The following is an 11,984-nucleotide window of genomic DNA, read 5'->3' as shown; positions in this document are numbered from 1 at the left end:
CGTTTTTGTTTGCCCCGTCCCGATGGCATGCTGCACCGCGACCCACTATACTGGCGGGATGACCCGAATCGACTTTCACAGCAACGTCCCGCAAAAGATCGCCTACGTGTGCCGTCTGGTGCGCAAGGCGCGCGCTTCCGGTGCCACCCTGGTACTGCGCACCCCCGACCGCGCCGAATTGCAGCAGCTGGACCAGGCGCTCTGGAGCTTTTCCGAGCAGGATTTCCTGCCGCACGTGATGGCCGGCGACCCGCTGGCCGCGCAGACGCCCATCATCCTGACCGCCGACGACAGCGCCGACCTGCCGCACCACCAGATCCTCATCAACCTGGGCAGCGACACCCCCGCGCATTTCGCGCGCTTCGAACGCCTCCTGGAAATCATTTCCGCCGACGACGCCGACAAGGCCGCTGGCCGCGACCGCTACCGTTTCTACAAGGAACGCGGCTATCCCCTCTCGCACCACGTGGCCGCCTGAGCCCGCCCCGCCCGCTCACGCCATGAACCACGACGACAACAGCATCCCCCTGCTCACCGAGATCATCCCGCTCGCACCGGCCGCGTCCCCCGCTCCGGATTACGCCGCCCCCATGCAGCCGGGCGCCTTCCACACCCAGCCCGCGAATACCCATTACCAGGCGCCCGCAGCGGCGGCCCCGGTGATGGCACCCCTGCCCCCGGTGACCCCGGCCGCCGAACAATACCGCCAGTGGGAACAGGAAATCCGCGAAAACGTCCTGCAAAGCCTGCTGGAACGCGTCGATACCGTGCTGCACCAACACCTGCAGGACCAGATGGCGCTGGCGCTGGACCATCTTTCCGATATCGTGATGCAGCGCGTCAGGGAAGGCCTGCGCGATGCCCTCACCGAAACGGTCGAGCGTGCCGTGGCGGAAGAGATGGCACGCTTCACATCTTCAAAAATGTAAATCTTGCTGGATTTTTCTTTTTCTTCTGAATAAAAATATTGCAACAGCCTTTTTATTCATAAAAATTCCAGCCAGTATTGATCACATCGGCAATCACGCTTTTCTTACAATGCTTGCATTGTTCGCATTTGAATTCACAAATGCGAACGTCCGAACAACCACAGCAAGTTCATGCAAAACCGGGAGAGTGAGATGAAAGTGATCGTATTGGGCGCAGGCATTATCGGAACCGCTTCCGCCTGGTTCCTGAAAAAGCAGGGCTACGACGTCACTGTCATCGACCGCCAGCCCGGCGCGGCGCAGGAAACCAGCTTCGCCAACGGCTGCCAGATCTCGGTCTCGCACGCGGAACCCTGGGCCAATCCGGCCGCCCCGATGAAGGTCCTCAAATGGCTGGGCAAGGAAGACGCCCCGCTGCTCTATCGCTTCCGTCCCGAATGGCTGCAGTGGAAGTGGGCCGTGGCCTTCCTGCGTGAATGCACCGCCGCACGCACCGACGAGAACATCCGCAACATCGTCGCCCTGTGCGAATACAGCCGCCAGACCCTGCAAGCCGTGCGCGCCGAAACCGGCATCCAGTACGACCACCTGACCCGCGGCATCCTGCACTTCTACACCGAAGAAAAGGAATTCCAGGACTCGCTGCCCGCCGCCAAGCTCATGCGCGACCTGGGCTGCCCGCGCGAATCCATCGGTGCTGATGAAGTCGTGCGCATCGAACCGGCCCTGGCTTCGATCCGCAACAAGATCGTCGGCGGCGACTTCACCGCCACCGATGAATCGGGCGACGTCTTCAAGCTCACCACCGGCCTGGCCAAGAAGAGTGAAGAAGCCGGCGTCGAATTCCGCTACTCCACCAGCATCACCCGCCTCATCACCGAAGGCGCTGGTGCCGCCGCCCGCGTGACCGGGGTGGAAGTCATCAACCCGGACGGCCGCCATGAAGTCCTGAAGGCCGATACCTTCGTGGTTGCCATGGGCAGCTTCTCGCAGCAACTGGTCAAGCCGCTGGGCATCGACCTGCTGCTCTACCCAGGCAAGGGCTATTCGGCCACCTACCAGATCACCAATCCGGACGCCGCCCCCACCGTCTCCCTCACCGACGACGGCTACAAGCTGGTCGTCTCGCGCCTGGGTGACCGCCTGCGCGTGGCCGGCACCTGCGAACTGAACGGCTACACCCGTGAACTCAACACCACCCGCTGCGAAGCCATCACCCGCCGCACCCGTGAACTGTTCCCGGATGGCTGCGACTATGAGAACCCGACCTACTGGACCGGCCTGCGCCCGCTGACCCCATCCAACGTCCCCTACGTGGGCAAGACCAAGTTCGCCAACCTGTACCTCAATACCGGCCACGGCACCCTGGGCTGGACCATGGGCTGCGGCTCCGGCCGGGCGATCGCCGAGATCGTCTCCGGCCACGTGCCGGAAATCGATTTCGCCTTCACCGGCCTGCCGCGCTGGAACCGTGCGCGCCAGGTGGTGACCCAGGCCGCTTGAGCGTTTTCGTTCACCCCCTGGAAAGGACCGGATTGCCCGGTCCTTTTTTTTGCCCGCTTGATCTGGGTCAGCGCATGCGTTTGTTGCAGGAAACTTCACATAGGGCAATCAGCGCCCTTACAAACTCTGACGAGCCCTTGGTGTAGAATCCTCGCTTGCTCTGCGTTGCCGGCATTCTGCCGGGCGTGCGCAGCCACCGGGATTTCAGCTCATCATCGCGCATCTTGCAGCATCACGGCGTCTTCCAGCCTGGTTTGCTGTCAGCCGTTCCGCCATTGGCCGAGCGCTGTCGTTGATCTTCCCGGCCCTGACCCCATATGGACGGATATCCGTCTCAGCCTTTTCCTTCATTTGATTCGAAAAGGCCGGCAACATCAAAGGACCCTGCAATGAAGTGGGCAATTGTCTTCATCTATCTGTTTTCCATCCTGTTCATCCATTTCCGTGGACGCGTACGCCTGCCCTTCCTGCGGCAGTTCTTCGATCACTCCTCGATCATGTCGCCGATCAACCTGTTCATGTACGCCTTTTCGCGCGTACCGGCGGTGCCCTACCCGGCCGTGAAGCAGTTCGATGACCTCGCCCTCATCGACCAGAACTGGGAAGTGATCCGCGACGAAGCCGTGGCCCTGCGCGAGATGGCCAAGATCAAGGCGGCGGAAAAGAATGACGATGCCGGCTTCAACTCCTTCTTCAAGGCAGGCTGGAAGCGTTTCTATTTGAAGTGGTACAACGCCAGCCATCCCTCGGCCGAGAAGTTCTGCCCCAAAACCGTGGAAATCCTCAAGCGCATCCCGTCGGTGAAGGCCGCCATGTTTGCCGAACTGGCTCCGGGCGGCACGCTCAATCCGCACCGCGATCCCTTCGCCGGTTCGCTGCGCTACCATCTGGGCCTGGTCACGCCCAACGACGACCGCTGCTTCATCGAAGTCGACGGCCAGCGTTACAGCTGGCGCGATGGTCAGAGCGTGGTGTTCGATGAGACCTTCATCCATTGGGCACAGAACGGCTCCGAGACGAACCGTATCATCCTCTTCTGCGATGTCGAGCGTCCGCTGCGCTATCGTTGGGCAGAAGCCATCAATGGCTTCCTCGGCCGCACCATGATGACCGCGGCTGCCTCGCCCAATGAGACCGGCGACCAGACCGGGCGCGTCAACAAGCTGTTCCGCTTCGTCTGGCTGGCCGGGCAGTATCGCCGCCGCTTCAAGAACTGGAACAAGACCGTCTACAAGATCACCAAGTTCGGTCTGATCATCGCCGTGGCGCTGCTGATCATTTATGCCTGAAGAGCAAACCGGGCTTCTGCAATCGGAAATCCGGAACACTATTACGAATGATATAAACAAATATCGCCGGCTGTTGCCCGGCGATTTTTTGTAAGTAAACCCCAAAAACCGCTCATCGATTTTCGGCAGCTGAGAAGCTGGCGACGTGCCTGCCTGAAAATGACGCATCGCCGCAATTCCGCCATGCGCCTGGGCTTCAGCCTGATACTGCGGGATTGGCTGGGAAGAACGCACGCAATACTCACCAAGCCCCACGTAAGTGGAAGTCACGCGAGATCTAAAGTTTCCACACGGCAATCAAAGCGCAAATTTTCTGCAGTGACATGCAGAAACTGCTTCTTTCCCATGCTTGCCGCCTGTAAAATCCTTGTGCTTCCGTGCTAGCTTGATGGCGTGAATCTTGCACCGGGATCGTCTTCATTCCGCTGCGACATGCCTTGCTCCTGACTACGCTCCTGCCGATGGCCGGACTGGCTTCATGGCATGTCAGCCAGCCCGCTGTCGAAGACGCCGGGCAAGCACAGCCGAGTACCGACCATACATAGAACAATGGGCTCATGCAGGACATCGACGACGAGATGAAAAAACCGCTGCTCAAGCATCTGGTAGAAATCACGGCCCACCGGGAGCACTCCCGCCTGGCCATCTCCGTCATCTCCGCGCTGTATCAACTCACTGAGGTCGAGACCATCCGCATGCTCGACATCTTCACGCTGCGCGATGAATACTTCGTGCAGGAAAAGATGGTCATCCGCGATGGCACGGTCCACACCATCGCCGAACTGACCAGCGACGATCCCAAGGAACCGCTGTCGGCCTATCCGGCCATGCTGGCCTGTATCCGCAATCATCTCAACGAGTTCGACGAAACCACGCCCGAGGGCGAACACGTACTGTGGCTGCCGGTCTGGCTGCATGGGAAGATGAATTCCTGCCTGGAGATCCGCAGCCAGCAGCCCTTTGCAGCGACCATGCTGGATGTGATCCGCGGCATCTTCCACGTCTATTGCAATTACCAGAGCCTGCTGGATTACAGCGAACGCGACGCGCTCACCGGCCTGTTCAACCGCAAGACCTTCGACGAGCAATTCACCCGCTACGCCTTCGCCATCGCGCCGCACGAAGCCCATTCCGTGGACCGCGACGAACGCCGGCACGACAGCAATGACGAACCCAAGGGCCACTGGCTGGGGGTGGTCGACATCGATCACTTCAAGCAGGTCAATGACCGCTACGGCCACCTGTATGGCGATGAAGTGCTGATCCTGGTGGCCAACATCCTGCGCGCTTCGTTCCGGGCGCATGACCGCATCTTCCGTTTCGGCGGCGAGGAATTCGTGATCCTGCTGCGCTCGACCACCCTCACCGATGCGCGCAAGATCTTCGACCGCTTCCGCCAGAACGTGCAGGAATATGATTTCCCGCAGGTCGGCAAGGTCACGGTGAGCCTGGGCTTCGTCAACATCGCGCGCGAAACGCCGGTGGTAATCCTGGGCCATGCCGACCAGGCGCTGTATCACGCCAAGAAGAGCGGCCGCAACCGCATCTGCTACTACCAGGAACTGGTGAATTCGGGCGTGCTGCGTTCGGGCATCACGACCAACGATACGGTGGAATTCTTCTGACGGACCGCCGGGCGTTCCTGTACCAGGGGCCGCGCGAGCGGTCTTTTTTTTCGTTCGCATTTTCCATGTGCTGTCCTGCAAGCCGCATGGGTATTGGGCGGGCTCATGCATGCCGCGCATTCGTTCATGTTTTAAAAGCATGAGACAGCGGCGCGGCGCTTTCGTATGATCGCCAACGTTCGACGCCCCGTGCGCGAATTCATCCGCGCGATCCGCCGTATCGAGACTTAGAAAAATTGGGCGATCGCCCGCGGCCTCACCGTGTCAACCAGGAGACTTATAACAATGCAGCAGGCACACTTCAAGAAAATCGGTTCCGTCATGATCCTCTCGCTGGCCTGCGCCTTTGCGGCGCACGCTCAGGACAAGAAGCCCAACGTGGTCGTCATCGGCACCGGCGGCACCATCGCCGGCGCGGGCGCATCCAGCGTCAATACGGCCGCCTACCAATCGGCCGTGGTCCCGGTCGACAAGATCATCGCCGCCGTCCCCGAAATTTCCAAGATCGCCAACGTGCGCGGCGAACAGATCTTCCAGATCGGCAGCGAGAGTTTCAATGACGAGCGTCTGATCAAGCTGGGCAAGCGCGTCTCGGAACTGCTGAAGCAGAGCGACGTGGACGGCATCGTCATCACCCACGGCACCGATACCATTGAAGAGACGGCCTATTTCCTGAACCTGGTATTGAAGAGCGACAAGCCGGTGGTGGTGGTCGGCTCCATGCGCCCCGGTACCGCGCTGGGCGCGGATGGTGCGCTGAACCTGTATGACGCGGTGCTGGTGGCCGGCAGCAAGGAAGCGGCTGGCAAGGGCACGCTGGTGGTGATGAACGACGAGATCCATTCCGGCCGCGACGTCACCAAGAGCAATACCTTCAAGGTCGAGACCTTCCGCTCGCCCTATGGTCCGCTGGGCTATGTGGTGGAGAACAAGCTGAGCTTCTATCGCCTGCCTGCGCGTCCGCACACCACGCAGACCGAGTTCGACATCGACAAGATCAGCAGCCTGCCGCGCGTGGACATCGTCTACAACTACGGCAACGTCAGCCGCACGGCGTATGACGCCTTCGTGGCGGCAGGTGCCAAGGCCATCATCCATGATGGCACCGGCAACGGCAGTGTGGCCGAGCAGATCGTGCCGGTGCTGCAGGAAGTGCGCAGCAAGGGTGTGCAGGTGATCCGCGCCTCGCGCACCGGCAGCGGCGTGGTGATCCGCAACGGCGAGCAGCCTGATGACAAGTATGACTGGGTGGTCACCGATGACCAGAATGCCCAGAAGGCACGCATCCTGGCCGAGCTGGCCCTGACCCGTACCAATGATCCCAAGGAATTGCAGAAGATCATGTGGAAGTATTGACCGGAGAAATTTCCGGCGGCTGATTTACGATAATTTATAAACAATATAAATTTTTTATCAGCCAATAGCTGAACGGCAGTACGCAAGGTGTTTTTGTGTTGTAACCCTGAGGTTTCCTCAGTTCCCTCTTGGCCCCGCTTTGGCGGGGCCTTTTTTTGTCCGAGAAAAATACATCGCTCGAATCACGACAACACCGGCTCCCCAATCTCCGGAATCAAGCGAATCGGAATCGACTTCGCCGCCGGCACCTTGCTGCCGCGTGCATGATGGAACAGCGGGATGAGCCGGTTGAGTTCAGGGAAATAACCCATCACGCAGCCCACCGGAATATCGAAAGGCTCCACGCGCAGATGCTCGACGCGGCGCTGCACGCCGTCATCCGACACTGTCTCGGCCGTGACGAAATCCCCTGCGCCCAATCCCTGCTGCTGCAAATCGCGCAGATTCATCAGCAGCACGCGACGCGTGCCCCACACGCCACGGAAGCGGTCATCCAGCGAATAGACGGTCGTATTGAATTGACTGTCACCGCGCGTGGTCATGAGCCGCAACACGCCGGGGGCATCGCCAGGCATGTCGGGATCAGGATCAAAGCCGTCTGGGGTCTTGAAGTTGGCCTTGCCGTTGGGAGTCTTCCATTGCCGTTCGCGCGCCGCCAGCGGGCGCGCGAAACCGCCTGGTGTCCACATGCGTGCATTGAAGTCGCGGAAGATGTCAGGATAGGTGGCCTCGATAGCATCGCGAATCAGGGCGTAGTCGCCGACCCACGCATCCCAGTCCACCTGCGGATTGACCGGCAGCAGTCGCTTGGCCAGTTCGGCCAGGATGGCCGGTTCCGACAGCAGATGCGGCGAGGCCGGTTTGACCCGCCCGCGCGAGCCATGCATGCAGCCGGTGCTGTCTTCCACGGACACGGCCTGCTCGCCGCCGCGTTGCTGGTCGATCTCGATGCGGCCCAGGCAGGGCAACACGTAGGACGTCTTGCCATGGATGACGCAGGAACGGTTGAAGTGCGTCACCACCTGCACCGTCAGCGGCAGCTTGCGCCAGGCGGGTTCCATCACCCCATGATCGGGAATGGCCCGCACGAAATTCCCGCCCAGCATGAAGAAGGCGGACAGTTCGCCATCACGAATCTTTTCGCAGGCTTCCACCGTGTTGAGGCCCTTTTCCATCGGTGGCTCGAAATGATAGAGCGCGCGCAGCTTGTCATTGGGCACCATCTCCGGTTTTTCGGTGATGCCCACGGTGCGCTGACCCTGCACGTTGGAATGGCCGCGGATGGGGCAGATGCCCGCGCCCGGCTTGCCGATATTGCCGCGCATGAGCAGCAGATTGGTCAGCATGTGGATGGCACGCACCGCTTCACGATGCTGGGTAATGCCCATGCCATACATGAGCATGGCACTGTCCGCAGCGGCATAGGTATCGGCCGCCAGCTCCAGCTCTGCGCGCGAGACGCCGGCGTGGCGTTCAATCTCGGCCCACTCGGCGGCACGCGCAGCGGCGGCGAACTCCTCGAAGCCGCTGGTGTGCTCATCGATGAAGGCCTGGTCCAGCAGGCGCGGCAAGCCTTGCGTGCGGGCGCGTTCGTCACGTTCCAGGATGCGCTTGGCCATGCCGATGGCGACTGCCGTGTCGCCGCCAATCCTGATCTGCAGATATTGCGAACTGATATCGGTGTGCGCCGGGGTGATCATCTCCTTGGGCGATTGCGGGTTGACGAAGCGTTCCAGTCCGCGCTCGCGCAAGGGATTGAAGGTGATCACCGGTACGCCGCGCTTGCGCGCCTCTTCCAGCTGATGCAGCATGCGCGGCGCATTGGTGCCGGTGTTGTGGCCGAAGAAGAGGATGCACCCGGTGTGCTCGAAATCGTCCAGCCTGACCGTCCCCACAGGCACGCCGATGGTCTGCGGCAGTGCCACGGAAGTGGACTCGTGGCACATATTGGAACTGTCGGGCAGGTTATTGGTGCCGTACATGCGTGCGATCAGCTGATACATGTACGAGGTCTCCAGCGAGGCCCGGCCCGACGCGTAGAACACCACCTTCTTCGGATCCATGGCACGCAGTTGCGCCGCGATGTCATCGAAGGCTTCGTTCCACGAGACCGGCAGGTAGCGGTCGCTGGCGGCATCGTATTTCATGGGCTCGGTGATGCGGCCGGTGGATTCCAGTTCGAGATCGTTCCAGCTCTCCATCTCGGTGACAGTATGCTGGGCGAAGAATTCGGGGGTGGCGCGCTTGCCGGTAATCTCCCAAGCGGTGGCCTTGGCACCGTTCTCGCAGAATTCAAACAGATGCGGATCAGCCGGCTTGGCCCAGGAACAGCTGACGCAGGCAAAGCCGTCCGGCTTGTTCTGCTTCATGAGGATGCGCGTGCCGGTGGCGATGACGTGCTCCTGCTGCAGGATGGCACCCAGCGCCTTGACCGAGCCCCAGCCGCCGGCAGCATTGTTGTATTCGTCGAACGTCGCTTCTTCGGGGATATCCTTGGTTTTCATGTCGCTTCTCCGAGCGTGATGCATTCGTGGGGGGCGCACTGCATGGTCACGTGGTCGCCCTTTGGCGCGGCGCATGGAAGACTTCTGCGTCCGGATCGCCATGATGAAAGTGAGCGCGCAATTTGGCTGTAGGCGCGTGACGGTTTTACAGCGCATCGGATTCCTACAGAGGGCGTCAGCGCTTGCGCGCACGGGCTCGGCGGGATGCGAGCGCTTACCGGATTCCTACGTCAAACACGGTAGCGCACCGACAGCTTGCAGATGCGAAGGCACTCATACTCGTCACCATTGCACAGCCCGTGCGCCTCTGTGCCCCTCATCATGATGAGCAGCTCCACCCGCCGCTACGCCCCACCCTGTCCCTCGCTGCCTGCAGCGCTGGAGGAATTCATTGCGCCTGCCTTGCACCAAACCCCGCACGCCCAGCTACCCACCGTCACCGCGCGGCTGCTGCGCCAGCTGGTGACAGCGGGATTGGACCGTCTGCCCCTGCCGGGCCACGGCGAGACGCTTGCGCGCTGGCAGGCACTGGCGGCCGTGGCCGCGCAGGATCTGTCGCTGGCCAAGCTGTTCGAAGCGCATACCGATGCCCTTGCCATCCTGGCTGAAGCCCACGCCCCGGTACCACCGCATTCGATCTGGGGCGTGTGGTGCGCGCAAGGCCGGCCCGGCAGCCTGCACCTGCGTGAGCAAGGTGATCAGGTCATTCTGGACGGCGAAAAATCCTGGTGCTCGGGCGCAGCCGCCGTCACGCATGCGCTGCTCGGCCATCTCGACGAGCAAGACCGCTATTGGCTGCTGGCCATTGAACTGTGCCAGCCGGGCGTCAGCATCATCGAGGACGACTGGGCTGCCATCGGCATGGCTGCCACCCGCACTGCGCGCCTGCAATTGCGTACGGTCACCGCGCAGGTGATCGGCGGTCCGGGCTTCTATCTGGACCGTCCCGGTTTTTGGCAGGGTGGCATCGGCATTGCCGCCTGCTGGCACGGCGCTGCTACCGCGCTGGTATCGGTGCTGCGCCAAGGCCTGGCGCAGCGTGCGGACAGCCATGCGCTGGCCCGGCTGGGCAGCGCACTGTGCGCCGGGCATGCAGCAGCGGCCTGCCTGCGCGAGAGCGCTGCACGCATCGATGCCCATCCGCGTGCCAATGCCATGCAGGACGCCCTGCGCACGCGTCTGACCGTGGAGCGTGCCTGCCTGCAGATCATCGCGGACCTGGGGGCTGCCCTCGGTCCCCATCCCTATTGCGGCAGCCGGCACAGTGCGCGCCTGCTGGCCGATCTGCCGGTGTGGCTGCGCCAGAGCCACGCCGAACGCGACATGACCGCGCTGGCCAAGGCCAGTCTTGAAGAGGAGTCCTCCCCATGCTTACTGTAAAGCCGCCCCCATCGGCCAGGACGGCCGCTCCTGCGCGCCATATCGACATCGCCCACGGCACCGCCGAGGATGTGTGGCAATCCTGCCAGCGCCTGCATGCCCTGCCGGAACTGGAACTGAGCCAGCTGGTGCCCGCGCGATCACGTGCGGTGATCCTGGCACCGCATCCCGACGACGAAACGCTCGGATGCGGCGGGCTGATCGCCCAACTGGCCGGGATGATGCGCGAGATCGCCGTGGTCGCCGTGAGCGATGGCGAACGCAGTCACCCGCCCTCGTCGCCGCTGGCAGCACGCCTGCCGCTGCTGCGTCCCGCCGAGAGCATGGCCGCGCTGGAATGCCTGGGAGCGGGTCAGGCGCAGATCCTGCGCGCGCGCATTCCCGACGGCCAGATCCGCCAGCACAGGCTGGAACTGAAGGCCTGGCTGATCGCGCAATTGCGCCATACCGACATCGTCTTCGCGCCGTGGCGGCTGGACGGCCATCCCGACCACGAGACCGTGGGCGAAGTGGCCGCCGAGCTGAAACACGAACTGGGCTGCAAGCTGGTGGAAGTGCCGATCTGGGGCTGGCACTGGGCGCAGCCGCTGGGCGGAGAATTCCCTTGGGGCCGCGCCCGCAAGCTGGCCTTCGATACCGGCACCGGCATGATGAAGCGACGCGCCCTGCGCTGCTATCACAGCCAGATCGGCAGTGACGGCGAACGCGATCCGGTGCTGCCGGCCGGTGTGCTGGCGCATTTCGTGCGGCCTTACGAGGTGTTCTTCCTATGAGGGCAGCACAGCTTCCGGCCACGCGCCATTTCGATCAGCTCTATGCTGCCAGCGACGATCCGTGGAAGACGCGGGACAGCTGGTACGAACAACGCAAACGTGCCCTGGTCGAGGCCATCCTGCCGCGCCAGCAATGCAGTGCCATCTTCGAGCCCGGCTGTGGCAGCGGCGAACTGACGCTGCAACTGGCCGCACGTTGCCAGTGGCTGATGGCCTCCGATTTCAGCGCGGAAGCGGTACGCATCACGCGCGAGAAGACGGCGCACCTGTCGCATGTACAGGTGCGGCGGCAGTCGCTGCCCGAACAATGGCCCGCGGCCGAACATGACATGCCGGCGGTAGACCTGATCGTGTTTTCCGAACTTTGTTACTACTTCGATGCGCCCAACATGGCCGAGATGGCGGCACTGGCCGCAGCCAGCCTGTCGCCGGGCGGACACCTGCTGGCCTGCCACTGGAAGAAGGATTTCGATGACCGCCTGCTGGCCACGCGGCCCATGCACCAGCTCATCGATGCGCACGCGCGACTGAAGCGCCAGGCCTGCTACGAGGATGAAGACATCCTCATCGACCTCTGGCGCAGGATCTGACCCGCACTGCACCCACCACTTTCCGGAGAACCGAG

Annotated in this window: 10 protein-coding genes; 9 read left to right on the top strand and 1 reads right to left on the bottom strand. The window is 62.2% G+C overall.

All coding sequences use genetic code 11. The features are described from left to right. Window positions 1-58: 58 nt before the first annotated feature. The 6 genes from ACWFUC_RS12325 (at window position 59) to ACWFUC_RS12300 (ending at window position 6,702) form a co-directional block, all read left to right on the top strand. On the top strand, window positions 59-478 hold the full coding sequence (locus tag ACWFUC_RS12325) for a DNA polymerase III subunit chi (RefSeq protein ID WP_034337396.1): 420 nt from the start codon (window positions 59-61) through the stop codon (window positions 476-478). Between the two features lie 22 nt (window positions 479-500). Next, entirely contained in the window at window positions 501-929 is a 429-nt protein-coding gene (locus ACWFUC_RS12320; protein ID WP_121038371.1) for a hypothetical protein, read from the top strand. 192 nt (window positions 930-1,121) lie between these two features. Continuing rightward, complete coding sequence (locus tag ACWFUC_RS12315) at window positions 1,122-2,432, top strand: D-amino acid dehydrogenase (RefSeq protein ID WP_121038368.1); 1,311 nt, start codon at window positions 1,122-1,124, stop codon at window positions 2,430-2,432. A gap of 389 nt (window positions 2,433-2,821) precedes the next feature. Next, window positions 2,822-3,721, top strand: a complete 900-nt coding sequence (lpxO, locus tag ACWFUC_RS12310) for a lipid A hydroxylase LpxO (protein WP_039785901.1) — start codon at window positions 2,822-2,824, stop codon at window positions 3,719-3,721. Window positions 3,722-4,278: 557 nt separating this feature from the next. Continuing rightward, a complete protein-coding gene (locus ACWFUC_RS12305; protein ID WP_199725005.1) occupies window positions 4,279-5,346 on the top strand; it encodes a GGDEF domain-containing protein in 1,068 nt (355 codons plus the stop codon). 285 nt (window positions 5,347-5,631) lie between these two features. Then, a complete protein-coding gene (locus tag ACWFUC_RS12300) occupies window positions 5,632-6,702 on the top strand; it encodes an asparaginase (protein ID WP_489625016.1) in 1,071 nt (356 codons plus the stop codon). 182 nt (window positions 6,703-6,884) lie between these two features. Here the strand turns inward: ACWFUC_RS12300 and ACWFUC_RS12295 are convergent, their stop codons facing one another. Beyond that, window positions 6,885-9,206: an FdhF/YdeP family oxidoreductase gene (locus ACWFUC_RS12295; protein WP_489625015.1), complete on the bottom strand. Its 2,322-nt coding sequence runs from the start codon at window positions 9,204-9,206 to the stop codon at window positions 6,885-6,887. A gap of 321 nt (window positions 9,207-9,527) precedes the next feature. On the opposite strand from ACWFUC_RS12295, the gene ACWFUC_RS12290 reads away from it, so the two are divergent. From ACWFUC_RS12290 to ACWFUC_RS12280, 3 genes are read left to right on the top strand one after another with little or no spacing between them, the layout of a single operon-like run. After that, on the top strand, window positions 9,528-10,586 hold the full coding sequence (locus ACWFUC_RS12290; RefSeq protein ID WP_489625014.1) for an acyl-CoA dehydrogenase family protein: 1,059 nt from the start codon (window positions 9,528-9,530) through the stop codon (window positions 10,584-10,586). After that, a complete protein-coding gene (locus tag ACWFUC_RS12285) occupies window positions 10,574-11,359 on the top strand; it encodes a PIG-L deacetylase family protein (RefSeq protein WP_489625013.1) in 786 nt (261 codons plus the stop codon). The genes ACWFUC_RS12290 and ACWFUC_RS12285 overlap by 13 nt, the downstream gene beginning before the upstream one ends. Further along, a complete protein-coding gene (locus ACWFUC_RS12280) occupies window positions 11,356-11,949 on the top strand; it encodes an SAM-dependent methyltransferase (RefSeq protein ID WP_121038354.1) in 594 nt (197 codons plus the stop codon). Before ACWFUC_RS12285 ends, ACWFUC_RS12280 begins: the two co-directional genes overlap by 4 nt. The last annotated feature ends 35 nt before the right edge of the window (window positions 11,950-11,984 follow it).

Source organism: Herbaspirillum sp. Her4 (genome assembly GCF_057961335.1).
Note: the sequence above shows the minus strand (reverse complement) of the source record. Positions and strands in the feature narration are given on the sequence as shown.